Genomic DNA, 26442 nt, shown 5'->3' on the forward strand with positions numbered 1-26442 from the left:
ACAATGACCCAGATGATAATAGCCGGGGCCATTGGGTTACTAGTGTCTATCTTTATTACTCCGTGGCTGATTAGGAAATTCAGCGCGGTAGGGATAGGCCAGGAAATCCGAGAAGAAGGCCCTAAGTCACACCTTCGGAAACGCGGAACCCCCACCATGGGTGGTATCGCCATCCTCATTGGTATTACCGTCGCCTATGTGACGGTAGACGTGTATGGGGAAATCGCCAACGTGGGCGGGTTTACCGTGTCTGGGCTGTTAGTGCTGGGGCTCACCCTCTCATTGGGTGGCCTTGGCTTTGTCGATGACTACATCAAACTGGTCAAACACCGGAATCTGGGTTTGAATAAAAAAGCCAAGCTCATCGGCCAATTCGTCATCGCACTGGCGTTCGGGATTATGATTCGGTTGTTTCCCAACGAAGTGGGGCTCACCCCTGGGTCCACCCACCTGAGCTTCCTGCGGGATTTAGACACCGTGGACCTGGCGTTCGGCGGTGGAATCTTCGGCATGGTGTTTTTCTTGCTCTTCATGTACCTGCTCATCTCTGCGTGGAGTAACGCGGTCAACCTGACCGACGGCCTCGACGGGCTCGCCTCCGGGGCCACCGCCTTCGTCATGGGCGCCTACGCGGCACTGACGTTTTGGCAGTTCCGTAACTCCTGCGCCGGCACCCCCCAGCCGGGATGCTACAACGTTCGGGACCCCCTGGACCTGGCCGTATTGGCTGCCGCAGGCTTGGGTGCCTGCATTGGCTTCCTCTGGTGGAATGCGGCACCCGCAAAAATCTTCATGGGCGACACCGGCTCCCTGGCTCTCGGCGGCCTGGTGGCCGGCCTGTCCGTGGCATCCCGCACCGAACTGCTCATGGTGATCGTGGGCGCCCTCTTCGTGGTCGAAGCCCTCTCTGTCGTGATTCAGGTGATAGGCTTTCGCACCCGAGGGATCCGAATCTTCCGCATGGCCCCATTCCACCACCACTTCGAAAACGGGGGTTGGGCGGAAACCACGGTGGTGGTGCGGTTCTGGCTGATCGCAGCCATGGCATCCCTGGCGGGGGCGGCCATGTTCTACGGTGAATGGTTGAACCTAGGAGGCATCAAACCATGACCTCCACTCTGAACAAAACCCCCAACCTCCCCGAAATCCTCTCCGGCACCGTCCTCGTGACCGGGGCCGGCATTTCCGGGGTGGGCATCGCCCGCCTCCTGGCCGACCTCAACGTGGATGTGCTCATCGCCGATACCAACGAAACCGCCCGTGACCGGGCCATGGAGGTCGCCGACGTGGCCGGCATCCACCCCGACCAGGCCCTGGCGGAACTCTCCCGATTCAGCTGCGTGGTCACCTCACCCGGGTGGCGGCCCGACACACCCTTGTTGCGGGCGGCCCAGGCGGCCGGCCTGGAAGTGCTCGGCGACGTGGAACTCTGCTACCGGTTGGATCGGGCCTCGGTGTTCGGGCCGCCCCGCACCTGGATGGTTGTCACCGGCACCAATGGAAAAACCACCACCACCTCCATGCTGGCCAGCATCATGCAGCACGCTGGCTACCAGGCGGAGGCGGTCGGCAATATTGGGGTGAGCGTGGCCGAGGCCATCTCCGCCCCTCAACGCATCGACGTGCTGGTGGCGGAGCTCTCCAGTTTCCAACTCCACTGGTCCAGTCAACTAGTGCCCGACGTGGGCGTGCTCCTCAACCTGGCGGAAGACCACATCGACTGGCATGGGTCTATGGCGGCATACGCTGCGGCGAAAGCAAAAGTGTTAGCCGCGCCGCTAGCCATCGCTGGGCTTGACGATGCCCTGGTACAGCAATACGTCACCACCCCGGTCATGGGCTTTACCATGCACCCCCCACAGGCGGGGCAGGTCGGGGTGACCAACGGCACGATCGTGGACAATCTTCACGGTACCACCCGGAACATTGTGCCCGTGGCCGGCCTGGAACCGCCCGGCCCGGCCGGCATCTACGACGCCCTGGCCGCCACCGCCGCGGCGGTGGCCTTGGTGCCGGACCTGCAACCATCAGTCATCGCCCAGGCGCTGCAATCCTTCAAGGTGGCCGGCCACCGGGGACAACAGGTGGCCGAAGCCCGGGGCATCGTCGCCATCGACAACTCCAAAGCCACCAACCCGCACGCGGCCGACTCGGCCTTGGCCGGGCACGACAGCGTGATCTGGGTGGCCGGCGGCCAACTCAAAGGTGCCGAGGTGGACGACCTGGTCGCCCACCATGCGCACCGGCTGAAGGCGGTTGCGCTCATGGGAGTGGACCGAAATATCATTCGGGAAAGCGTCGAAAAGCATGCGCCGGGTGTGCCCATCTTTGTTACCGACGACACCGACCCGCAATCGGCCATGGACGCGGTGTGTGCATGGGCTGTTACCCAAGCCAGCAGCGGGGATGCCATCGTGCTCGCCCCTGCGGCGGCATCGCTCGACATGTACACCGGCATGGGGCAGCGGGGCGTCCTCTTTGCGGAATCGGTTTCTGCCCACTTAGGTGGTGTCGCACCGAAATAATCGCAGTTTTCTGTCTACTGTGGAACTGATTAAACCTTAACTTTATGGTGAAGGATGCGCGACGAGTGCCGCACATTCTTCACACCATAAACACCAGTAACAGTAGAACGGACGTGACCCAGCATGACCGCGGCAAACGCAACACCGGAATCCCACACGGTAGCTTCCCAGTCAGTATGGGAAAACCTCAAACAACGACGACAAGACACCTTCCGCAGGCCCTACTTCGACTACCTCAATGTCATGCTGGTCGTCGCGCTCCTCGCCGCCATCGGCATCGTCATGGTCACCTCCGCATCCATGACCACCTCCGTTGTCGATAACAACGGCAAAGCCTGGCATGTTGCAGGGAACCAATTACTCTACGTCCTCGGCGGCGTCACCGTCATGTGGCTCGCCATGCGACTCCCCATCAATACCCTACGACGTCTCTCTAGCATCCTCCTCTGGGGCACCATCCTCCTCCTCATCCTCGTCCTCATCCCCGGCATCGGCACCGGACTTGCCGAAAAAGGCTCCCAATCCTGGATCTCCCTCGGCTCCTTCCGGCTCCAACCCTCCGAAATCGCCCGCGTCGCCATCGCCCTCTGGGGTGCCAACATCCTCGCCGGCCACAAACCCCGCTTCAACAGCATCAACGCCCCCTTCGTGAAATTCCTCGCCGTTGCCGGCACCATGTTCACGCTCATCCTCGCCGAACGCGACCTCGGCATGGCCATGACCTTCCTTCTCGTCGTCGTCGCCCTCCTCTTCTTCGCCGGCATCAACATGCGCTACATAGCCGGCCTCGGCGTCTTCGTCGCCGTCGGATTCACCATCGTTTTTCTCGCCGGTGGCCTCCGCGGCAAACGCTTCGACACCTTCATCAGCGCACTCTTCGGCAACTTCGCCGACACCAAATCCTCCGCCTTCCAGTCCTACCAAGGATTCCTCTCCCTCGCCGACGGCTCCCTCACCGGGGTAGGACTCGGCCAATCCCGCGCCAAATGGTTCTACCTCCCCGAAGCCAAAAACGACTTCATCTTCGCCATCATCGGCGAAGAAATGGGACTCATGGGCGGCGCCCTCGTCATCTGCCTGTTCAGCTGGCTCGCCTACATCGGATTCCGCATCGCCGCCCGCTCCGCCCACCAATTCCTCGCCCTCACTGCCGCCACCCTCACCGCCGGTGTCGTCGCCCAGGCCTTCATCAACATGGGCTACGTCGTCGGCCTCCTCCCAGTCACCGGCATCAACCTCCCCATGATCTCCGCCGGCGGCACCAGTGCCGTCATCACCCTTGGCGCCATGGGCATACTCGCCAACTGCGCTCGCCACGAACCCGACACCATAGCCGCCATGGCAAACTTCGGAAAACCCGCCTTCGACCGGGTACTCTTCCTCCCCGAACCCACCCTCAACGGACTCGACCGATACCCGGCCGGCCGGCGCCGCGGCGACCGCCGCACCCCACAAACCAGCCTCGACACCCGCACCACCCGCGACAACCCCAACCCCACGGTGCAGCACCCCAGCGGCCCCAAAACGGGGGAGAGCCGTGGCCAGGGTGCCGCCGGGGGTGCCGCACGAAGCCGCGCCGCATCCGCCCCTACCCCCAAAAAAACTGGCTTCTTCCCCGGTCGCAGCCGTACCTCCCAACCCGTCCGCCGGCCGCTCCCCGCCCGCACCACCGCCCGAGATACCAGCCGGGATCCCAACCCCGCCAACCGTGAGGTCAGCCACGAAGTCACCCGCACCACCGGCCGCCGCACCAGTCCAACAACAAGCCTCGGACCAGCCCGAACCCGCACATCTTACGAACGCCACGACCCCCGCTCCGGCCGCTACCGCACCACCGGCCGTCGCTAAGCCACCACACCACCCAACCGCCACCGTTCACCCCTCATCCTCCCCCGCCGCCGACCCACAAAAACCCAATACCCAGCCCACGACATGGTACTTTTGTCACTGAATCTCACAGCAAGAAAACCTAAAAAAGAATTAATCCAAGCACCAACACCAGATCAATTTCAAATTAGTACGATTGAAGTACCGTTTAAGGGAATCTAGGGAAAGAAATGACAGAATCACACGACAGCGATAATCCCACCACACACAAATCCAGCCACAAGGCCCTCAACGTTGTCGTGGCCGGCGGCGGCACGGCCGGCCACGTGGAACCCGCACTAGCTGTAGCAACTGTCCTCAAAGAACGCGGCGCCAACGTTATCGCCATCGGCACCAACCGGGGCCTAGAAACCCGACTCGTGCCCGCCCGCGGCTTCGACCTGAAACTCATCGAACCCGTCCCCATCCCCCGCAAACCCAGCATCGAACTCTTAGAAGTCCCCTTCAAACTCGTAAAATCAATCGCTCAAACCCGAAAAATCCTCAAAAAACACAAGGCAGACGTCCTCATCGGCTTCGGCGGCTACGTCACCGCCCCCGGCTACATTGCCGCCAAACTCGCTGGCATCCCCTTCATCGTCCATGAAGCCAACGCCCGCGCCGGGTTGGCCAACAAGCTGGGCGTGAAGCTGGGTGGCCTGGGGCTGAACGCGGTCCCCGGTTCGGGCATGGGCGGCCAGGTTGTGGGCATTCCGGTGCGGGCGGAAATGAGCACGCGGGCCAGGGCGGCCGAAACCCGGGCCGCCGGCCTGAAAGCCTGGGGATTGAGCCCCGATCGGCGCACGGTGTTTATCACCGGCGGGTCGCAGGGGGCGGCGTCGCTGAATTCGGCGGTGAAAAACGCCCTGGACGAGCTGTGTGACGCCGGCTACCAGGTGCTGCACGCCTATGGGGCCAAGAACGCCCCGCCCGCCCCGAGGGAGCACTACGTGAGCGTCCCCTACATCGAGGACATGGCCATGGCCTATTCGGTGGCGGACGTGATCGTGTGCCGGTCCGGGGCCATGACCGTCGCCGAGGTGACCGCCGCCGGGGTGCCTGCCGTCTATGTGCCACTGCCGCACGGCAATGGGGAGCAGGGGCTAAATGCCCAGGAGGTGGTGCGTAACGGTGCTGCCCAACTCATCCAGGATTCGGACATCGAGGCACGGTTCAGCCACATCGTGACCAGTCTGCTGGCGGACCCGGACACGCTGGCAACGATGCGGGCGGCGGCCCTGAAGTCGAATGTGGCAACCGCCGCCGAGGTCATTGCGGATATTGCCGAGAAAACGGCCCGGCGCGACTAAGCTTTACGACGACCTATAGCGCGGATCTCGCGCATACCCAAGGGGATCCGAAAACTTATTCGAAAGGTAAAGTGTGAGCCATGTCTGATATTGATTTGTCCCGAGTCCACCTCATTGGCATTGGCGGGGCCGGCATGTCCGGTGTGGCCCGTATCCTCCTCTCCCGTGGAAAGGTGGTGTCTGGCTCCGACGTGAAAGAATCCCGCCCTGTGCTGGCCTTGCAGTCCATGGGGGCGCACGTGGCGGTGGGGCATAAGGCCGAAAACCTGACCCTGAGCGGGCAATTGCCGACGGTGGTGGTTACTTCGTTTGCGGCAATCCCGCAGGACAACCCCGAGCTGGTGGCGGCGCGGGAACAGAACATTCCGGTCATTCGCCGCTCCGACCTGCTTGGTGAGCTCATGACAGGCTCCACCCAGGTGCTTATCGCCGGCACGCACGGGAAAACCTCCACCACCTCCATGGCGGTGGTGGCCATGCAGGCTGCTGGTATGGACCCCAGCTTTGCCATCGGCGGGCAATTAAACAAGGCGGGCACGAACGCGCACCAGGGCAGCGGCCACTGCTTTGTTGCCGAGGCCGACGAGTCGGATGCTTCCCTGCTGCGGTATAGCCCGGACATTGCGGTGGTGACCAATATTGAGCCGGACCACCTGGATTTCTTTCACACCCCGGAGGCGTATTTCCAGGTTTTCGACGATTTCGCTTCCCGGTTGACCGATACTGGCGTGTTGGTGGTTTGTCTCGATGATGAGCATGCCGCGGCGTTGGGGGAGCGGCAGAAGACGAAGGTGACCGTGCGCGGCTATGGTAGCGCGGCCGCCGCCGAGCGCCACCCGGATATTGCCTACACGGTGGTGGAATCCGTGGCCGTGGCGGACCAGATTTCACACGCCCACATGCGAGTGGGGGAACGCGAGGTTGAGGTAGCCATGCAGATTCCGGGCACCCACATGGTGCTGAACGCAGCGGCGGCGCTCACTGCCGGGGTGTTGGCCGGTGGGGATGTGGCCGCTTTGGCCCAGGGAATTTCCGAGTTTTCCGGGGTGCGCCGCCGGTTCGAATTCCACGGTGCCGTCGCCGGCGGGGATTATCGGGGCGTGGAGGTGTACGACGATTACGCCCACCACCCGACCGAGGTGCGGGCGGTGCTGACCGCGGCCCGAGAGAAGTTGGCGGCCCGGGGATCGGGGCAGGTGATTGTGGTGTTTCAACCGCACATGTATTCCCGCACGCAGGAGTTTGCGGCCGAGTTCGCCGAAGCGTTGTCGCTGGCGGACGCCGCGGTGGTGTTGGACATTTATGGTGCCCGGGAGCAGCCGCACGACGGTATTACCTCGCAGTTGATTATTGACCGCATGACCAATAAGGTGGTGCACCAACCGAATTTCTCGCTGGTGCCGCAAACGGTGGCTGAGCTAGCCCACCCCGGTGACATGGTCATTACGATGGGGGCGGGGGACGTGACGGTGCTTGCCGACGAGATCTTGTTCCAGCTCCGTACGGATGACTAAATGAAAAAACTCTTGATTGCAATAGCACTAGTGGTGGTGACCGGGATTGTTGTCGCCTGCCTGTGGTTTTTCCCGATTTTGAAGGTCGGTAACGTGGTGATAAGCCAGCGGGACCAAACCTCGGAGGCGGATATCGCCGCCATCACCGATGGGCTGCAGGGGCAGAACATTCTCCGGGTTGACACCACTGCTGTTGCATCAGCGCTCTCGGCCCTGCCGTGGGTGGCAGAGGCCCGGGTGGCGAAGAAATTCCCCGACACCATTGACGTGTCCCTGGTGGAGCACCGGGCGGTATTGGTGGCCGAGCGGGAGGATGGCGATCATCTCATTGATGCTAACGGTAAGGTGTTTGTGGTTGCCCACAGGTTGGATTACACGGTGCCAATCACGAATACCAAGGGGGATAATCAGGAGACGTTTCAGGCGGCCGCGGGTATTATTGCGTCAATAGCCGAGTCGGAGCGCGGAAAAATCACCGAGATCAAGGCTGTCACACCGTATTCTTTTGACATTATTGCTGGTGATAAGACGATTGTGTGGGGGGCGGCAGAGAACAACGGAGAGAAGGCGCGGGCGTTTTCGGTGGCGTTACAGCGGTCGGAGTCGACGATCGATATCACGGGCGCGCCAACGATTTCGGTGCAGGAGTAAAAATTTTTAAAAAATTTTTTATCACAATCACCGAATCCAAAGCGTGAGGATGCGCATATCCCAGTGATGGTTTTTCTTGGGGTATGCGTGTGAAAAATCCGTGAACGAGAATGGTGATTATTAGGGTTATCCAGTGAGTTTTCTGTGATTTTCCGCCGCTGCTTTGTTACTTATCTGCTTCTTCCATGGGTGGGGCTGAGGGGATAAGTTACCGGTAAAACCGCATGTCAAAAGTCTAACCCTCTAGTTGAAGGTGGAGACACGCCGCTGCAAATGTCCATGATTCTTGATCCAAATTCAGTCAATATGTAGTAGCAGAAACCGCACAGGTTGGCGGGTAGTGGTGGCCGTAATCTTTACCCATCACGACGTGGTAAAAGTGTCGGTCAATTCCCTTAACGGAAATCTAGACGGAAAGATGAGTCGTATTTATGAACGCCCAGGATAACTTCCTCGCCGTACTTAAAGTTGTCGGTGTTGGCGGTGGTGGCGTCAACGCGGTGAACCGCATGATTGAAGAGGGCTTGAAAGGCGTCGAGTTCATTGCCGTGAACACCGATTCGCAAGCTCTCATGTTCTCCGACGCTGACGTCAAACTCGATATTGGTCGGGAGGCCACTCGTGGCCTCGGCGCCGGTGCCAACCCCGAGGTAGGTCGGCAGTCTGCGGAGGACCACAAAAGCGAAATAGAAGAAACCCTCAAGGGTGCCGACATGGTGTTCGTCACCGCTGGTGAGGGCGGTGGTACCGGCACCGGTGCCGCCCCCGTGGTGGCATCCATCGCCAAGAAGATGGGTGCGCTCACCGTGGGCGTCGTCACGCGGCCGTTTAATTTTGAGGGGAAGAAGCGCACCAGGCAGGCGCTGCAGGGCATCGAGGCCTTGCGGGAGGTGTGCGACACGCTCATCGTCATCCCCAACGATCGGCTGTTGCAGCTTGATTCGTCCAACCTCACCATGATGGAGGCCTTCCGGGCCGCGGACCAGGTGCTGCACAATGGTGTGCAGGGCATCACGGACCTGATTACTATACCTGGTCTCATCAACGTAGACTTCGCCGACGTGCGTTCCGTCATGGCGGATGCCGGTTCCGCGCTCATGGGTGTGGGCTCGGCCCGGGGCGACAATCGGGTGATGAATGCCGCCGAACAGGCCATTAATTCGCCGCTGTTGGAATCCACCATGGAGGGCGCCCAGGGTGTGCTGCTGTCCATTGCTGGCGGCTCCGACCTGGGCCTGCAGGAAGTGCATGAGGCAGCTACGATGGTGCAGGAGAAAGCAGATGCTGACGTCAACCTGATTTTCGGCACCATTTTTGACGATAATCTCGGCGATGAGGTGCGGGTGACCGTGATCGCCACCGGTTTCGAGGGCCTGAACGAAAACCCGAATACCACCACTGTCAATCGGGAGTCGGCGGAGTCATCTGCCAAGGCCACAGTGTCGTCCCCTGCTGAACCTGTGACTCCCGCCCCGGCAACCACCGCAACCGCTACCCCCGCGCCGGAACCCACCTCCCTGTTTGGGCAGAAGGATCGGAATGCGGAGTATTCGGTCCGCGAGTCCGCCGTGGCTACCCGCAGCAGCGATGAGGATTACGATTCTCGTCGCCGACGCAGCAACGACTATCAGCCGAATTACCGTGATGACCGGGGCAGCAATAATGGGTTGTTCACCAACCGGGGTGCGCATCGGAAATCCGGGCAGCAGGAGAGCGGGATGGACGACATTGATGATCTCGATCTCCCCGATTTCCTGCGATAATTCTGAATGAAGGTAGCCCCATGACCATGCTGGTTCACACGCATTTCACTACCCGGCTCGGCGGTGTGTCGCAGCCACCATACGACAGTTTGAACCTGGGGGCGCATGTGGGCGATGACCCAGATGCGGTGCGGGAGAACCGGGCCCGGGTGGCTACTCAACTGAATCTAGATCCTGCGCGGTTCATTTGGATGGACCAGGTGCATTCCGCCACCGTCCAGGTTGTGAATGCCGCAGATTTAGGGGCGCCGATTTCCGCCACCGACGCCGTGGTGACCACCGATCCGACCGTGGTGCTCACCGTCATGGTTGCCGATTGCGTTCCCGTCTTGCTTTACGACGCCGACGCGGGCGTCATCGCCGCCGCCCATGCGGGTCGAACAGGTGCTCGAAATGGGGTGGTGTCTAACACCGTGGCCACCATGGTGGAATTGGGGGCAAACCCGGATAATATGACGGCGCATTTGGGGCCGGCGGCCAGTGGGCGACGCTATGAATTGCCCCGGGAAATGGCGGAGGATGTTGAGGAGCATTTGCCGGGATCGTTGACTCGAACGGATCAGGGTACCTGGGGGAGTGATGTGCGGGCCGGGTTGGCCCGGCAACTCACCACGCTTGGGGTGGGAAATATCGTTATGGACCCACGATGCACCATCGAGGATTCGAATCTATTTTCGTATCGACGCGACGGGAAAACCGGCCGGCAAGCCGGAATCATCTGGGGAGAATAGAAAATCTGCTAGCAAATTACAAAACTTTCAACATTCACCGCGTGTCATAATTCAATAATCACGATTTGGCCACTACTTTATAACTAATAGTCGGCTTTACAGCAGCCACTATAAATTACAAAAATCACATCAGTCACAGCCAGACAGCATCAACCGGCGAAGGAGCCACCTTATGTCTATCCTGACGAAAACCAAGAATTTTTTCGGCCTGGGCCCCTACGAAATGGATGGGGTGCGTGAAGACGCCTATTATAACGACGAGCCACCGGCGCCCCGCTACAATGGCAACCTCGCCTATGCCCCCGAGCCAGACTACGAATACCAGAGGGAATCAGTAGAACTACCGTTCGAAACTTCTATTGTGTCGGTCGACGTCTTCAGCTATAACGAGGCGGCAAAAATTGGTTCCGCATTCCGGGACGGTGAGGCGGTCATCTTCGATCTTTCCGACATGCCTAACGATATAGCTAAGCGGGTTTTGGACTTCTCGGGCGGCCTCGCCTTTGCCCTGCACGGCAAGATCAAACGACTGGTTGATGAACATCGGGTTTTCGGCCTTATACCGGAGGATGCCACCGTGAGCTTTGACGATCTCCGGCGAGCGGCAAAGATATACTAGCCCGTCTGAAAACCGAACATAGTATCGGATTATCGGGCGGGTGTCGGAAATTCCCTACGGAGCCTTTTGCTATTACGAAGCTCGGGAACCAAATATCGGGTTTATGAGTTAACGTAAATAGACAAAGGGCTTTTGTCATGATTATCTAACGTTTACTACCCACGGAAAGGCGACCGCAGCACGTGGCTCTCGTGAAAACCATCCTGCTTTTAGCGATCAACCTATTCATCCTGGCACTTATAGGACGCATTCTCATAGAGATGATTGTCTCGTTCTCTAGAAATTTTCGCGCCCCCAGCTGGTTTACCCGCTGCGCAGAGCTGCTTTTTGTTGTCACTGATCCGGCAGTAAAAGCACTACGACGAATCATTCCGCCGCTTCGGATGAATAATGTTTCCCTCGATTTATCGGTTTTAGTGCTCTATATCGGGTTGCAATTCTTATACGTCCTCGTTGCTAACTATCTTCCTGGCTAATGCGTGACCTCAATGTTGTCGGGTAGCAAAATCGACTACAGTCATAGGCTGCAAACTTGCTATATACCGTCATGTGGGTGTGGTTTGACGGGCTGGTGTAGGGGTGGAAAACTACCCAATTATCGCCATAAATGTGAGAGTAATACAGGAATTAGCTGCGGTTTTGTTAAGATTAACCCCTACTTATCTTAAAAATTACCTGGGTTATATTCCAGGGGTAGCCCATTACCCACGGCTGGGGGTCTAAGAACCCTCAGATTTGCAGTAACTTCGTCACATTTGGTGAGAAATTGGAAAAAATTTCCCTAGACCACGTTTGGCCCTAAAAACCCCGCTGACGGGTGTATTTTTTGATGCATAGCGCTAAAATAACGGGTACATAACGGTTAGATTTCATCTTTATACTTAACATTTAGACTTGAATGTGCGTTATGGTTAACAGGAACGTTATAAAAGCTATATCAATGATGGACGATCATCGTTGATATTTTATGAATCTCGAAGGGAATAGTTCCATGCCGCTGACTCCAGCCGATGTGCATAACGTCGCATTCAGCAAGCCGCCAATTGGCAAGCGCGGCTATAACGAGGACGAGGTTGATCAGTTCTTAGACTTGGTTGAAGATACTCTTGCCGAGATTCAAGAGGAGAACGACGATCTACGCCAACAAACAGACGAATTGAAGTCGGAACTGGAACAAGCCCGTGCCGGTGGGGGCGGCGGCGGTGGAGCTGACGAAGCGGCCATCCGTGCCCGGGTGGAAGCCCAGCTCAAGCAGCAATTCAACGCCGAACTTGCGGCAGCTAAGGCAGAAACTGAACGAGCTAAAGAAGAAGCACGCGCAGCAAAGGCCGAAGCCGAGGCCGCGAAGAAGGCTGCCGAAGGCGCCATGGTTCCCTCCGGGGAGACTGCACACCCAGAAACCCACATGCAAGCCGCAAAGGTGCTGGGGCTGGCGCAGGAGATGGCGGATCGCATGACCACCGAGGCACAGGCCGAATCGCGGTCCATGCTGGAAGATGCCCGCACCGCTGCCGAAAAGCAGATCTCCTCCGCTGAAGCGACTGCCCGCGCTACTCTTGACGACGCACGCATGCGCGCCGAGAAGCAAGTGAACGAAGCCACCGCCACCGCGGAACGCCTCGTCAATGAGGCACGTATCCAGGCCGAAAAAACCATTTCCGAGGCGAATGCTCGTGCCGAAGCCCAGATCAAGGCGGCCGAAGACAAGGCCAATGCCCTCCAGGCCGACGCCGAACGCCGCCACACCGAAATCATGGCCACGGTCACGCAGCAGAAGAACGCCCTGGAAACCAGGATTGCTGAGCTGCGTACTTTCGAACGCGAATACCGCACCCGGTTGCGCACCATGCTGCAAACCCAATTGGAGGAATTGGATGCTCGGGGTTCGGCCCAACCCGGCCCCCAAAGCAACAACAAATAGCCCAGTGTTGCTGTGAACTGATAAGTTTAAGCCCTCAATGTAGACCACGCATTGAGGGCTTTTCCCTGAGGAGGTAGTGAATGTTCATAGCGGCACTGGGATTGGGCGTGGCCAGCTTAGGATTTCTCATTGCGGCCATCGTCGGCAGTAGCCAAATCTGGCAGTGGCCCGCAATCGGCTGCGCGCTCATCGGCCTGGTGCTACTTATCGTTGACCACATTCGCTACCGGGGTGCTAGCCGTGAGCCGGAGGAGGAGCCGGAGCCGCCCCGCATGCCGAATCGGCGCAGCTCTCACTCGCATCATCGTCGCCAAGACCCGAAATAAGTTGACGCAGCGTGGGCCACAATCCGCCGCGCACCGCATCCGCATGAAAATACCACCAAAAATAGCCTCCCACGAACCGCGGCCCCACCTGTGCCCGTAACTCATTATGCATGCCGTAATAGCATTGGGCTATTTGTTGTTTTTCCGCTAACCCCGGATCCTGGGACCGACCATCGCTGCGGTTCTGCGCCCCAACCTCCCCAATGCCCAGGCGCGCGTGGGGAAACACCGTTCCCAGGGCAGTGAGCGTGTGTGCTATGTCGGCCGCGGTGGGGTGCTGCGGCGGATCGCACGCCGTCTCATAGATAGATAAAAATACATAGTCCGGTTGCCTGCTGACGGTGTGGGCGAACCGCATTGTGTCCTCCCATGCGTGTTCGTAGCAGTCCGGCGACGACCAATAGTTGAGGGTGAGCGCGGTCGGCCGACCGGCCTGGGCTACGACGTCGTGCGCCGCGGCCACCTTGGCGTTGATCTCCCCGGGGCCGGACCCCGCCCACTCCCCATTGGGCTCGTTACCGATCTCCCACACATCCACCCATTCCCCCAGGTCACGCAGCGCCGCCTTGGTGCGGTCGGCCACCTCGGTGGTCGACAACTCCGTAAGCTGTTCGGAGTCCACCACCTGCACCATGACCTGCGCCCGGTCGTGGATTCGGGCCACCGCATCCCGGTACTCCTCGGGTTGCATCGCAGTGTCCATGACCACCCGCACCGTGAGCGGGGTGGGGCTTGCCGCCATGAGGTCCAGGCTCCGGCCCAGGTCATCTAGAGATTCGAGGGTGATGCCCCGCAGCGGGGTGGTGAGCTGCCGCGGTGGTGGTGCCGGCGGCGACTCTGAGGTGGTGCACGATACGAGAAATAAGGCAGCCATGAGAAAAACGGCCAGGTGGCCGTGGGCGAAGCGTCGTAAAGCGCGCATGGTTTCATCATATGTGGTAAGCTGTGCTGGTTTAAACGGCTATGATCCGGCAATCACCGGGGAGCCATCTGGAAGAACCGGCAGCGACTGCCTCAGTAGAACCAGACGGGTAAGACCGACATCTCCTTCAAACGAAGCGGGGCCCATGCGGCCCAACCAGGGTGGTACCGCGTGCAAGCGTCCCTGGATTCCCACTGACTCTTTGAAGGAGACCATACCGTGACCAAAGTCGGCAATGTATACCCTCGTGTGGACATGACCGGGGGTTCCCAGCGCTTTTCCGACATGGAACAACAGGTCCTGCGCTACTGGGACCTTGATCAAACCTTCCAAGCCTCCTGCGACAACCGGGAAACCAGCCCCGAATATGTGTTCTATGATGGGCCGCCGTTTGCCAACGGGCTACCGCACTATGGGCACCTGCTGACCGGCTACGTCAAAGACATCATCCCCAGGTACAAAACCATGCGCGGCTACAAGGTGGCGCGCGTATTCGGTTGGGACTGCCACGGCCTGCCCGCCGAACTGGAGGCCGAAAAACAGCTGGGTATCAAAGACAAAGGCCAAATCGAGGCCATGGGCCTGGAAAAATTCAACGAGTACTGCGCCCAAAGCGTGCTGCAATACACGGAGGAATGGAAAGCCTACGTCACCCGGCAGGCCCGGTGGGTCGATTTCGATAACGGCTACAAAACCATGGACCTGGATTTCATGGAATCCGTCATGTGGGCGTTCAAAACCCTCTACGATAACGGCCTGATCTACCAGGGCTTCCGGGTGCTGCCCTATTCCTGGGCCGAACACACACCCCTCTCCAATCAGGAAACCCGCCTGGACGACTCCTACAAAATGCGGCAAGATCCCGCGGTCACCGTCACCATGCCGCTGGTGGACACCCCAGGCCATCCGCTCGGGGCCGCGCTCGCCGGCGTCAATGCTCTCATCTGGACGACCACGCCGTGGACCCTGCCCTCCAACCTGGCCATCGCCGTCAATCCGGACGTCACCTATGCCGTGGTGCGGGCCGCCGACGGGGAACGCTACCTGCTGGCCGACAACCTGGTTGCCGGATACGCCAAAGAACTCGGCGACTATGAAATCGAACACACATACGCCGGCCAGGAGTTGGCGGGGCTGGGATACCAACCCCCCTACGACTTCTTCCTGGATGAGCCGAAGGCGTTCCGCATCCTCGTCGCCGACTATGTGACCACCGAGGACGGCACCGGCGTGGTCCACCAAGCCCCCGCATTCGGTGAAGACGACATGCTCACCTGCCAGCAGGCCGGCATCGGCGTGGTCATTCCGGTGGACATGGACGGCAAATTCACCTCCCTCGTGCCCCCCTACGAGGGCATGCTGGTGTTCGACGCCAACAAAGACATCATCCGGGACCTCAAGGCGGCCGGCCGAATCCTCCGCCACCAAACCATCGAACACTCCTACCCGCACTCGTGGCGGTCCGGGCAGCCACTCATCTACATGGCGCTGCCCTCCTGGTTCGTGGCGGTCACCAAATTCCGGGACCGCATGGTCGAACTCAACCACGACCTGATCGAATGGATGCCCGAACACATCCGGGACGGCCAATTCGGCAAATGGCTCGAAGGCGCCCGCGACTGGAACATCTCCCGCAACCGCTACTGGGGCTCGCCCATCCCCGTGTGGGTGTCCGACTCCGAGGAATACCCGCGGGTCGACGTGTACGGCTCCCTGGACGAGCTCGAACGTGATTTCGGGGTGCGCCCCGCATCCCTGCACCGGCCATACATCGACGAACTCACCCGGCCCAACCCCGACGATCCCACCGGGAAATCCACCATGCGGCGGGTGCCGGAAGTCCTCGACTGCTGGTTCGAATCCGGCTCCATGCCGTTCGCCCAAAAACACTACCCGTTCGAAAACAAAGAATGGTTCGACGACCACTCCCCGGCGGATTTCATCGTGGAATACTCCGGCCAATCCCGTGGCTGGTTCTATACCCTGCACGTGCTCGCCACCGCCCTGTTCGACCGCCCGGCGTTCAAAAAGGTTGTGGCCCACGGCATCGTGCTTGGCGACGACGGGCTCAAAATGAGCAAGTCCAAGGGAAACTACCCCAACGTCAACGAGGTGTTTGACCGGGACGGATCCGACGCCATGCGCTGGTTCCTCATGTCCAGCCCCATCCTGCGCGGCGGCAACCTCATCGTCACCGAGCAGGGTATCAGGGAAGGCGTGCGGCAGGCCCTGCTGCCCATGTGGAACGCCTACAGCTTCCTCAAACTGTACTCCGCCACCCCGGCTCGCATTGCCACCGACTCCACCGACATCCTTGACCGGTACATCCTGGCTAAACTGCACAACCTGGTGGCGGGCGTCACCGACGCCCTCGACGACACCGACATCGCCAGGGCCTGCGACGAAGTGCGGTGGTTCTGCGACGTGCTCACCAACTGGTATGTGCGCCGCTCCCGCCAACGCTTCTGGGAAGGCGACGAAGCCCACCCCGAGGCCTTCAACACCCTCTACACGGTGCTAGAGGCCCTCACCCGGGTGACCGCGCCCCTGCTACCAATGCTGTCCGAAGTCATCTGGCGAGGCCTCACCGGCGAACGCTCCGTGCACCTGGCAGACTTCCCGGCGGCCGACGACTTCCCGGCCGACAACGACCTGGTGACCGCCATGGACTCCATGCGGGGCGTGTGCTCGGCCACCAATTCGATCCGGAAAGCCCACAAGCTGCGCAACCGGCTCCCGCTGCCCAAACTCACCGTCGCCATGGCCAACTCCCAACAATTGGCCACCTTTGCCGACATCATCCGCAGCGAAGTCAATGTGAAAGAACTCAGCCTCACCGACGACGTGGACAGCATCGGCACCTTCGAAGTCGTCGTCAACGCCAAGATTGCCGGCCCCCGACTGGGCAAAGACGTGCAGAAAGCCATCAAGGCGGTCAAGGCCGGCAACTATGAGCGCACCGACCACGGCACCGTCATCGCCGATGGGGTAGAGCTCCAGCCTGATGAATTCACGGAACGCCTCGTCGCCGCCGACCCGACCGCTACCGCCCAAATCGACGGCGTGGACGGCCTGGTGCTGCTCGACACCCACGTCACCGAGGAGCTAGAGGCCGAAGGGTGGGCCGCCGACGTGATCCGTGGGCTGCAAGACGCCCGTAAACTCATGGACCTGGAGGTATCCGACCGCATCACCGTCACCCTGGGTGTGCCGGCTGAAAAAGAACAGTGGGCGCTCCGCCACGCCGACACCATCGCCGGGGAAGTCCTGGCCACCAGCCTCGACATCATCGTGGGCGACATCCCCGACGGTTTGAGCATTGTATCCGACGTGACCGCGGCAATCACCAAGAACTAAGAGTGGTATAATTTAAACCGCCTTTCTACTTGAATTGCAGGCCAATGGCCTCAACCACACCCCGGTTGAGGCCATTGGTCATTTCCCCCCTTTGGGCGTCGACAAGCCTAGCGGCGATGCACCCGCTCCATAATCATGCTGGCCTGCGCCGCCACCCCGCGTTCGGTCAAATGCCACGCCATGATCTGATCCTGCGCCTGGTCATCAATGATGTTCTTCACCCACCGCTGCTCCAGTGGCTGACACGAACCATGCCCCTCAAAACCCGCGGCGATATCCACAAACTCGGTGTGCAACTCCGCACCCAACTCGCGCATCGACTCGTTTATCGTCCCCAGGTAATCAACCATCACCCGATCCGGCACCACAACCCGAACCGGAACGCCTATCCGCTCTTTCGGCATATTAATCGCACACAACCGCCGATCCGAATCCACCACATGCGGGTACCCCACCAATAGCACCCGCGCATTCGGTGCCAACTCATGAATCCGGCGCACCGACGGCCCAATCCGCCGCCCATACTCCGCCGGCGTAATCCGCCGCCACGATTGCAACACCCCATAGTCCCGAATGATCCCATCCCAGGCTTCGTTCGCACCTGCAGTGATCGTCACAATCTTCGTGCCCGGGCCCAACGCCCCGGCGCGCTCCGCATACCGCACCCGATCAATCAAATTCGACTTCTGTTCTGGGCCGGCATCCTTCTCAATCACCGAACCAGCGCAGGTGGCAATGAACGTCGACGAAAAATTCGGCTTCAACTGCACCGGATACGAATTCTTGCTCCACCGGCACAGCGCATTATCCTCCCGCGGCTCTACCTGGTCCCAATAGGTGGGATTCGCCGCAAACGAGTCCCCGAACGCCACATACTCCGACCCGCCATTTGGCACTGGATCGTACGCTCCTGGATTGCTCACGGTCTCCCGCAGTTTGCTCTGCGCCACCGCCGGTGTGGGCACCATAACAGCGGCCGTCGTCACGGTAAGCAATGCGACTATTTTTGCCGCTAAACTGCGGCTTTTCTTCAAGATTCTCCTCATGCGGTTAACAATATCTCACGACGTCTCGGTTAGGCTATGGGATATGTATCAACGTTGGGTTCTCCACATCGACATGGATGCGTTCTTCGCGTCGGTGGAACAACTCACCCGCCCCACACTCCGCGGCCGCCCCGTGCTCGTCGGCGGCACCTCCGGTCGCGGTGTGGTCGCCGGCGCCTCCTACGAGGCCCGCCGCTTTGGCGCCCATTCCGCCATGCCCATGCACCAAGCCCGGGCGCTCGTGGGGTTTTCGGCCATTACTGTCCAGCCCCGCATCGGCCTCTACCGGGTAGCTTCACGACGTGTCTTCGACCTGGTGGCCCGCAACGTTGGCACTATCGAACAAATCAGCGTCGACGAAGCTTTCCTCGAACCCATAGGCCTGCGCGGGGCTACGCCTGACGACGTAGCAACCTGGGCCAATAATCTTCGAACACAAATTCGCCAGGAGACCGGCTTGCCGTCTTCCATTGGTGCGGGCCCCGGCAAACAAAGCGCCAAAATCGCCTCCAGCATGGCCAAACCCAACGGGCTTTATATCATCCCCAAAGATCAGGAAGCCGACATCCTCGGCCCCCTGCCGGTGCGTAAACTCTGGGGAGTCGGCCCGGTCTCCGAAATCAAACTCCAGCGCATGGGCGTCAAAACCATCGCCGACCTCGCCAACCTGCCCCAAACCGAAGTCGAGGCCAGCCTCGGAAAAACCGTGGGCCTTGGCCTCTGGCACCGCGCCCGCGGCATCGACACCGCCCCCGTTGAACCCCGCGCCGAGGCGAAATCCGTTGGTGCCGAATATACCTACCCCCACGACCTCACCACCCGACCCGAAGTGGACGCCGCCATCGACCGGGCGTTCGAAGCCGCCCTCCGCCGGCTCCGCACCGATGGTCGCGGCGCCCGTACCGTGAACGTCAAACTCAAGCTCGCCGACTTTCACACCCTCACCCGCGCCCAATCCTTCCCCTACGCCATAGATGACCCTGCCATCCTCCGAAACGCCACCAACCTCCTCGTCCGCTACCCCCACGAGGTCGGACCTATCCGACTCGTCGGTGTCTCCTTCAGCAACCTTGACCACCCCAGCCAAGAAATGCTGTTCCCCGACCTGCACCCCGCCACACCCACCACCGCTCCTACCCACAGCGTTGACTGGGAGGCCGGGGTGCGGGGCAATAACCCGCCCGACGAAGACGCCACAAACCCTGCCGCCAATCTCATTACCACCGACGGCTGGTACCCCACCCAAGACGTCACCCACCCCGATCACGGCCACGGCTGGATTCAGGGCATCGGCCACGGCAAACTCACCGTCCGATTTGAAACCCGCACCACGCCCCGCGGCCACACCTGCACCTTTGCCACCACCAACCCCGACCTCCAACCGGCCGACCCCCTCACCAGCCTCGACTGGGATGATTGGCTGGCAGAACACCAATGACAAAGAAAAATACACTATGAAACCGCATTCCACCACGCGCCATATCACCACCATGCTGACCGCCCTCACAGCCCTCGCGCTGCTCACAGCATGCGGCAGCGAGACCACCGCTCCCACCGAACTCGGCTATCTTCGCCCCCGTGACTGGCACACCATCACCGACATAAAAGACACCATCCGCACCTTAACCGGTGGCTGCGCCGCCTACACCGATACCGAAGGCATTGGCAGCTGCGCCGAAGGCGACCAACAAACCTACCTCTTCACCATCGACCCGGCTGACCTGGACCCCGCAACCACCCAACCCCGGGCCGGCACCATCACCATGACCGCCCGCGCTCAAGCCGAAGAACGCAATGTTGCGGCCGCGGTCCTCATCGGCCCCCGGTGGCAAATCGCCTGCTACGGCGCCCACGCCCTGAGCAATTGCAGCGTTCTCCGCGGGGCCTTCGACATGAAAACCATAGACGTGTACAACCTGGAGCAGGCCGATAACGCCGACGATTTCCGCACCGACGTCACCGTAAGAATCCTTGACTAGCCGCCAGAACCCCCGCAGCTAGAACAGCGTGAACGGGCTTACCCCACTCGCAATCGCGGCCGCCAACAACACCCGGGCCTGACCGGCCCGAAAATACGTCGACCCCACCGCCCCCTTTGCTGCCAACGTGGCGCCCCCACCGGCGCCACCATATTTACCGGACACCTCACCCCGCGGCACCCGAGTCGTGATCACCACCGGAATCCCCCGATCCAATGCTGCCCCCAGGGTGCGACCCATCTCCACACCCACGTTTCCCGAACCCATGGCCTCCACCACCAGGCCCTGAACCCCGGCAGCTATCGCCGCCTCCACCAATGTGCCCGGCGCGCCGGGATAGGCGGAAATGATGGCGACCTGCGTGTCTTTGAGGGGCACCAGGGGGATGGGGTCGGCCCGGGTGGGTTCCTCGGGGGCGTTGGTGGCGAAGGCAAGCTCGTCGCTGGTGTGCCATTTGCACACGCCGCGGGCGGGGAGCACCGCATGCCCGAAGACGACGAGCACCCCAATGTCGCGGGCGGACGTGTCTGAGGCAATCATGACGGCTTCGAATAGATTAGCGAACCCATCGGATTCGGGATGGTCGTAGGGTTTTTGGGAGCCGGTGAGCACGATGGGGCGGGGGTCGGTGTGGAAGGTGTCGAGCGCGACGGCGGTTTCTTCCATGGAGTCGGTGCCGTGCGTGACGACGACCCCCACGACGGTGGGGTCGGTCAAGGCGTCGTGGCAGGCGGCAATGATGGTGTCCAGGTCGGCGAAGGTGAGGGAGGAGGAATCCAGGCGGGTGAGTTCCCGCACCTCGATGGTGAGGTTTCCGGCAAATCGGTCGGCGACGGGTTGCACGAGGGTGGTGCCTGCCACGGTGGGCACCAGCGCCCCGGTGGGGTCGGTGGTGCAGGAGATCGTGCCGCCAGTGGTGATGATGATTACTTTGGGCTGAGCTTTATTCGGGTGGTTTTGGTCAGTCATGGCTTAAACTGTGCCATATTTTCGGGTTTTCTGGGAGTTTCTGACTGGGGTTATGGTGGTGATGGTTTTCCCGAAACCGCGATTGGCGGGTTACCATTTTAGGTGTATTTAAGATGATGCACTTTTCGAAGGAGTTTTCTGTGAAGTTCTCTCGGCTGTCTGCGGTTTCGGTCATGGCTGTGGCGATGAGTTGCGCCCTTACCGCATGCTCCAGCGGTGATGATGCATCTACTGGCAAGTCGGCTTCCGCCACGAGCCAGGCGGGGTCTCAGGCGGCAAAAATCGCAATGCCGACCCCGGAGGACCTTAACGCAGTCTTAAATCTTGCTGCCGATCCCAATGCGCCGATCGAGCAGCGAACCCAGACGGTGCAGAATGGGGAGTCGGCGTCAGACCTGTTTCCGGTGATGACGAAGCTGCGGGATGAGTCGCACGCACAATTCCAGGTTGTGAACCCGATTTTGCCTGGCTATAGTCCTAATTCGGTTTTGGCTAAGGTGAATTTGGTGTTGCCGGATAAGGAGCCGCAGGCGGCCGACAATGTGGAGTTTGTGTATGAGAATGGAAAGTGGAAGCTGGCCCAGTCATGGGCGTGTACGTTGATTGAGTACACGGTGCCAGATCAGGCTCCGCCGATGTGTTCGAAGGATAAGGGGTCGGCAGCACCGGCCCCAGCACCGGCCGCCCCGGCACCGGCTGAGAGTAATGCTCCGGCCCCGGCAGCTCCGGCTGGTGGGAACAATAATAATGCGCCGGCTCCGGCAGCGCCCGCAGCCCCAGCGGCACCCGCCGCGAATAATAACGCCCCCGCCCCGGCAGCGCCCGCAGCTCCCGAGGCCCCGGCGAATAACGTTCAGAATCCGGCCCCGGACCAGGCGCTGGTTGGGAATAATAACAACAACAATGAGGGGCTCCTGATGCCGCAGGAGGGCCAAACTCACTAGTGATGGCTTTCGGGTGGCGAATCGTAAATGGGTACACTTGTGCCCATGAAACGTTTTGCCACTGGTTTGTTTTGTGCACTTGCGATACCACTTGTGGTGGGGGTGTCGGCGTGTAGCACCCAATCGTCCACGGAGGGTGCCGCCTCGACCGCGGCCACGACAACCATGGCGCAGGAAATCCCCGAATTTGTGGAAAAATGCCAGGTGAAGCCGATCTCGTCCGAGAAGGAGCAGGCCAAGAAGGAAGAGGGGAAGGCCGAGGGCGGCGCGAGCGAGCAGCCGAAAGCCTCCGGGAGTAAGACAGCAGCAAAGTCCTCCCAGGCCGATTCCGCGGCGAAGGATTCGGGGGAGACCGCCATGGTGCCAGAACAATTCCTCACCAAGGATGTGACGCTCACGCTCAAAACCACTGCCGGGGACATTCCCATGAAGCTCACGGCGTCAAAAACCCCCTGCGCCGCCTCCACCATCGCGTCCCTGGCCAAGCAGGGATTCTACAATAAAACCGTGTGCCACCGGATCACCACGGAAGAAATTTACGTGCTGCAATGCGGCGACCCGGATGGGACGGGAGAAGGCGGCCCAGGGTTCGTATTCAAAGACGAATACCCGGTGGGTACGGACCAGTCGAACCTGTACAAGCCCGGGGTGGTAGCGATGGCGAATGCCGGGCAGAACACGAATGGTTCCCAGTTTTTCGTCACCTATGCGGATTCGCCGCTGCCGGCCTACTACACCATTTTCGGCAGCGTTTCCGAGGCGGGGATGAAGACGGTGCAGGCGATCGCCAAGAAGGGCACGAAAGGGGGCGTGCCCGACGGCCAGCCGTCGACGGAGGTGCGCATCGATAAGGCCGTCGTGTCCGAATAACGGAAGCTATTGGGCATCGAACGCCACCTTAGTGGAGGTGTCCTGGATGACCCGGTGCTCGCTATCCTCCGTGCCGTAGACGATGCGGGTGGTGAGTGCCACCGACCCTGCCGTGGGGAGCGGCCGGGTCAGGTCCATGGTGAGGGAGCCCTCGCTGACGGTTTTGCTGCTGAGTACCGCAAGTTTCGCCCCGTCGTCCATGTCCAGGGACCCCAGCGTGGGCCGTTGTTCGACGGATGTTTTCAGGTCAACCTTGTCGCCTGCCATGCCGGTCACCGTGTAGGTGATGGTTTGCAGCAGGGGGGTTTGGCCGGTGATGCGGGACTCTACCGTCCAGGACCCGCCCACGCCCACCGGCTCGGTGGGGAACACGATCGGCAGCCCCACCATGGCGGTGAGGAATTGTTCGGTGAGGGCCCGGGTTTGGTCGTTTGCCGCTGTGGGGGCGGTGAAGTTCACGGAGGATATGGTGCCGGCATCGTTACCGAACCAGCCGAAGGCGAAACCGTGGGCGGACGCCAGGTCATCCTTGGCCCCATCACCGGTCAGTTTCGGGTGGTCCAATTCGGCGGTGACACTGCGGGAGGAGGTTTCGCTGTTTTCGGCCTTGCGGGTGCGGGTGACGAGGGCGGAGGTGAACGTGGTGGGGGATTGGGGTTCGAGTGCCGGGGTGTCATTGGTGTCGGCGGCGGTGCCGACCGTGGGGGTGAAGGCGTCGGTGATGGTGACGTTCACCTTGTGGTCGCCGGTGTCAATATCGCGGTAGCGCAGCGTGGTGTGTGGCGCGCTACCAGCGTCGACAAGCGTGACGCGGGGGGCTTCGATCTGCACCCCGACCGGCTTATCGACGGGCACAGCAGGGTCATTCGTTGTCGAACCGCAGGCGGCGAGAAGCAGCGACAGGCAGGCCACGGTGGCGAGCAAGAGACGGGTGGTGGGGGAGGCAATCACGGAGCACATTGTACTGGTAGGTATGGCCAGGTGGCGCATCGAGGCGGTTGTTTGAAAAGATAGACCATGTGATTGCAACGGATAGGGGAACCAGATTTGTCGCTTTTATGGTGACCATCATCGTCATTGTTGGCGTTATTGACCAAGTAACGAAGACGCTCATGGTGAACATGCTTGCCGATAATAAGATTATTTACATTATCGGCGACTGGTTTCGCTTCCGTCTCCTCTTCAACCCGGGTGCCGCCTTCAGCATGGGGCAGGGATCAACCTGGCTGTTTACCTGCTTCCAACTGGCGTTTCTCATTGGCGTGCTGTGGTACTCGCCGAAAGTGCGGGACCGGTGGATCGCCCTGGGGTTGGCGCTGATCGGCGGCGGGGCCCTAGGCAACCTGGGCGATCGACTGTTTCGTGCCCCCCAATTCTTCCTAGGTCATGTGGTGGATTTCATTTCCGTGGGGGATTTCGCCGTGTTCAACATCGCCGATTCCGCCATCACCTGCGGGGTTGCGGTATTCCTCATCGCCACGCTGCTGGAAGGCCGGGGACAAGGCCAAAAAACACCCCCTGAAAAATCCCTCGACGACGCCGCCAATAGCAGCCAGGGTGCGCAGCCGGCCACGCCGGTGGAGGAGCAGCAGCGATGAGTCGGGAAACTCGGTCGCTGCCGGTCCCGGAGGGACTCGCCGACATGCGCGTTGACGTGGCATTATCGAAACTGTTTGGGCTTTCGCGCACCGTTTCCGCCGACCTGGCCACCAAGGGTGACGTGCTCATTGATGGCAAACCCGCCACCAAATCCGACAAAATCACTGACGGGGCCTGGCTGGAGGTGCTGCTGCCCGAACCGCAGAAACCCCTGGTGCCCACGGAAGAACTGGTGGATGGGCTGGAAATCCTCTACGCCGACGAGGATCTCATCGCGGTGGACAAACCCGTCGGGGTTGCGGCGCACCCCACCGTGGGCTGGGACGGTCCCACCGTGGTGGGCGGGCTGGCCGCGGCCGGCTACCGCATCTCCACATCCGGCCCCCCAGAGCGCAACGGTATCGTGCAGCGGCTCGACGTGGGCACATCAGGCGTGATGGTGGTGGCCGCCTCCGAACGCGGCTATTCCGTGCTCAAGCGGGCGTTTAAGGAACGCACAGTGTCGAAAACTTACCATGCGCTGGTGCAGGGGCACATGGATCCGCTGGCCGGCACAATCGAGGCAAATATCGGCCGGCACCCGTCTTCCGGCTGGAAGTTTGCCGTGACCAGCGACGGCAAGCATGCGGTGACGCATTACGAAACCCTGGAGGCGTTTGTTGCCGCATCCCTGCTAGAGGTGCATTTAGAAACCGGCCGCACGCATCAGATTCGGGTGCACATGTCGGCGCTGCACCATCCGTGCTGCGGAGATCCCATGTATGGCGCGGACCCGCAACTATCCGCCCGGCTGGGCCTCAACCGGCAATGGCTGCACGCGGTGAAGCTGGGGTTTTACCACCCGGCGGACGGCCGGTGGCTAGAGATCGAATCACCATACCCGCCAGACCTGCGGCATGCCCTGGAAGTGCTGCGCGCCGAGCAATAAGAACCGGCAGGGAAACTGTCTTACAATTTTGTCTGTGTGGTTTTTTCGTGACTTGGATGTGATCGACCGGTGGCGGTTTATCATCGCGGCTATGAGCGTGGCGGCGCTGGTCGTGTTGATCACCGCCACTGCCGGGCAGCACCATACGCCACCGCCCAGGCTGGTGGGGGACGAGTTGGGGCGGGATAATGACGAAACCCTGACGGATTATGTGCAGCGGGCACAACACGGTTTTTCCGCCGCGGCGCCGGGCGATGAGGTGTATGCGTTGGTCACGTTTCGACAGCCATTGACGGCGCAGGCTGCGGGCGCGGTGGTGCAGAATATCGCAAGGGTCAATGCGTTCGAAGTGGGTTTCGCACCCGTGGTGGGGATTCCCGAACCGGTGAAGGGGGTAAATCGCGGTGATAGTTTGGTCCATCACATCACTTTGAAGCAGATGAATCCATTGGATGTGCGCGGGCTGGTGGTGCATGACAGCGTCGAAAAGCTGCACGTCCTAGCGAAAAATTCGAAAGTGTTAGCGATTGAGGTATTGCCGCCGGATGCCACGTGGGGCAGCTTCGCGGTGCGGCCAGTCAACGTGTCATAAAAATGATGGG

Annotated in this window: 23 protein-coding genes and 1 pseudogene; 20 read left to right on the forward strand and 4 right to left on the reverse strand. The window is 60.5% G+C overall.

All coding sequences use genetic code 11. The features are described from left to right. Positions 1-3: 3 nt before the first annotated feature. From mraY to HBA49_RS03945, 12 genes are all read left to right on the forward strand, one after another. Complete coding sequence (gene mraY / locus HBA49_RS03890; RefSeq protein ID WP_005526489.1) at positions 4-1110, forward strand: phospho-N-acetylmuramoyl-pentapeptide-transferase; 1107 nt, start codon at positions 4-6, stop codon at positions 1108-1110. Then, positions 1107-2525: a UDP-N-acetylmuramoyl-L-alanine--D-glutamate ligase gene (gene murD / locus HBA49_RS03895; RefSeq protein WP_005526286.1), complete on the forward strand. Its 1419-nt coding sequence runs from the start codon at positions 1107-1109 to the stop codon at positions 2523-2525. Before mraY ends, murD begins: the two co-directional genes overlap by 4 nt. Positions 2526-2648: 123 nt before the next feature. Then, positions 2649-4373: a putative lipid II flippase FtsW gene (gene ftsW, locus HBA49_RS03900; protein WP_005526552.1), complete on the forward strand. Its 1725-nt coding sequence runs from the start codon at positions 2649-2651 to the stop codon at positions 4371-4373. A 209-nt stretch (positions 4374-4582) separates the two neighbouring features. Continuing rightward, positions 4583-5701 (forward strand): undecaprenyldiphospho-muramoylpentapeptide beta-N-acetylglucosaminyltransferase, encoded by a 1119-nt coding sequence (murG, locus tag HBA49_RS03905; RefSeq protein WP_005525659.1) that lies wholly within the window; start codon positions 4583-4585, stop codon positions 5699-5701. Between the two features lie 80 nt (positions 5702-5781). Further along, a complete protein-coding gene (gene murC / locus HBA49_RS03910) occupies positions 5782-7215 on the forward strand; it encodes a UDP-N-acetylmuramate--L-alanine ligase (protein WP_005525701.1) in 1434 nt (477 codons plus the stop codon). Next, positions 7216-7866, forward strand: coding sequence for a cell division protein FtsQ/DivIB (locus HBA49_RS03915; protein WP_005525816.1), 651 nt, complete (start codon positions 7216-7218; stop codon positions 7864-7866). 431 nt (positions 7867-8297) lie between these two features. Further along, entirely contained in the window at positions 8298-9629 is a 1332-nt protein-coding gene (gene ftsZ, locus HBA49_RS03920; protein ID WP_005521827.1) for a cell division protein FtsZ, read from the forward strand. 20 nt (positions 9630-9649) lie between these two features. Then, positions 9650-10360 carry a peptidoglycan editing factor PgeF gene (gene pgeF / locus HBA49_RS03925; protein ID WP_005526270.1) on the forward strand — a complete coding sequence of 237 codons (711 nt, stop codon included), beginning with the start codon at positions 9650-9652 and terminating at the stop codon, positions 10358-10360. A 172-nt stretch (positions 10361-10532) separates the two neighbouring features. Further along, positions 10533-10979, forward strand: a complete 447-nt coding sequence (locus HBA49_RS03930) for a cell division protein SepF (RefSeq protein ID WP_005521829.1) — start codon at positions 10533-10535, stop codon at positions 10977-10979. Between the two features lie 182 nt (positions 10980-11161). Continuing rightward, entirely contained in the window at positions 11162-11455 is a 294-nt protein-coding gene (locus tag HBA49_RS03935; RefSeq protein WP_005521830.1) for a YggT family protein, read from the forward strand. 515 nt (positions 11456-11970) lie between these two features. After that, entirely contained in the window at positions 11971-12900 is a 930-nt protein-coding gene (locus HBA49_RS03940; protein ID WP_005525967.1) for a DivIVA domain-containing protein, read from the forward strand. Between the two features lie 80 nt (positions 12901-12980). Next, the gene (locus HBA49_RS03945; RefSeq protein ID WP_162019701.1) at positions 12981-13226 is read left to right on the forward strand and encodes a hypothetical protein; all 246 of its coding nucleotides are present in this window, start codon (positions 12981-12983) and stop codon (positions 13224-13226) included. On the opposite strand, the gene HBA49_RS03950 is transcribed toward HBA49_RS03945, so the two are convergent. Beyond that, the gene (locus HBA49_RS03950; protein WP_005525863.1) at positions 13135-14148 is read right to left on the reverse strand and encodes a hypothetical protein; all 1014 of its coding nucleotides are present in this window, start codon (positions 14146-14148) and stop codon (positions 13135-13137) included. The two genes, HBA49_RS03945 and HBA49_RS03950, sit on opposite strands and share 92 nt — an antisense overlap. Positions 14149-14403: 255 nt before the next feature. Between HBA49_RS03950 and ileS the strand changes: the two genes are divergently transcribed. Next, complete coding sequence (gene ileS, locus HBA49_RS03955) at positions 14404-17505, forward strand: isoleucine--tRNA ligase (RefSeq protein WP_050773718.1); 3102 nt, start codon at positions 14404-14406, stop codon at positions 17503-17505. Between the two features lie 107 nt (positions 17506-17612). Here ileS and HBA49_RS03960 read toward each other — a convergent pair whose 3' ends face one another. Next, positions 17613-18539: an SGNH/GDSL hydrolase family protein gene (locus tag HBA49_RS03960; RefSeq protein ID WP_005525640.1), complete on the reverse strand. Its 927-nt coding sequence runs from the start codon at positions 18537-18539 to the stop codon at positions 17613-17615. A 55-nt stretch (positions 18540-18594) separates the two neighbouring features. On the opposite strand from HBA49_RS03960, the gene HBA49_RS03965 reads away from it, so the two are divergent. Further along, positions 18595-19989 carry a DNA polymerase IV gene (locus tag HBA49_RS03965; protein WP_005525891.1) on the forward strand — a complete coding sequence of 465 codons (1395 nt, stop codon included), beginning with the start codon at positions 18595-18597 and terminating at the stop codon, positions 19987-19989. Positions 19990-20005: 16 nt separating this feature from the next. Next, positions 20006-20530, forward strand: coding sequence for a hypothetical protein (locus HBA49_RS03970; protein ID WP_225866007.1), 525 nt, complete (start codon positions 20006-20008; stop codon positions 20528-20530). Between the two features lie 18 nt (positions 20531-20548). Here the strand turns inward: HBA49_RS03970 and HBA49_RS03975 are convergent, their stop codons facing one another. Further along, positions 20549-21499, reverse strand: coding sequence for an asparaginase (locus HBA49_RS03975; RefSeq protein WP_005526322.1), 951 nt, complete (start codon positions 21497-21499; stop codon positions 20549-20551). 140 nt (positions 21500-21639) lie between these two features. On the opposite strand from HBA49_RS03975, the pseudogene HBA49_RS03980 reads away from it, so the two are divergent. After that, positions 21640-22230: pseudogene (locus HBA49_RS03980) on the forward strand (WKL family lipoprotein); the annotation flags it as partial. 258 nt (positions 22231-22488) lie between these two features. Then, positions 22489-23313 carry a peptidylprolyl isomerase gene (locus HBA49_RS03985; RefSeq protein WP_225866008.1) on the forward strand — a complete coding sequence of 275 codons (825 nt, stop codon included), beginning with the start codon at positions 22489-22491 and terminating at the stop codon, positions 23311-23313. A 6-nt stretch (positions 23314-23319) separates the two neighbouring features. Here HBA49_RS03985 and HBA49_RS03990 read toward each other — a convergent pair whose 3' ends face one another. Beyond that, positions 23320-24273 (reverse strand): hypothetical protein, encoded by a 954-nt coding sequence (locus tag HBA49_RS03990; RefSeq protein WP_040432056.1) that lies wholly within the window; start codon positions 24271-24273, stop codon positions 23320-23322. A 59-nt stretch (positions 24274-24332) separates the two neighbouring features. On the opposite strand from HBA49_RS03990, the gene lspA reads away from it, so the two are divergent. The 3 genes from lspA to HBA49_RS04005 are packed head-to-tail and all read left to right on the forward strand — an operon-like array spanning position 24333 to position 26432. Then, the gene (gene lspA / locus HBA49_RS03995) at positions 24333-24911 is read left to right on the forward strand and encodes a signal peptidase II (RefSeq protein ID WP_256588213.1); all 579 of its coding nucleotides are present in this window, start codon (positions 24333-24335) and stop codon (positions 24909-24911) included. Next, positions 24908-25840, forward strand: coding sequence for an RluA family pseudouridine synthase (locus HBA49_RS04000; RefSeq protein ID WP_005521847.1), 933 nt, complete (start codon positions 24908-24910; stop codon positions 25838-25840). Before lspA ends, HBA49_RS04000 begins: the two co-directional genes overlap by 4 nt. A 34-nt stretch (positions 25841-25874) precedes the next feature. After that, complete coding sequence (locus HBA49_RS04005) at positions 25875-26432, forward strand: hypothetical protein (RefSeq protein ID WP_081455685.1); 558 nt, start codon at positions 25875-25877, stop codon at positions 26430-26432. Positions 26433-26442 lie beyond the last annotated feature (10 nt).

The organism is Corynebacterium matruchotii, assembly GCF_011612265.2.
Classification (GTDB): Bacteria; Actinomycetota; Actinomycetes; order Mycobacteriales; family Mycobacteriaceae; genus Corynebacterium; species Corynebacterium matruchotii.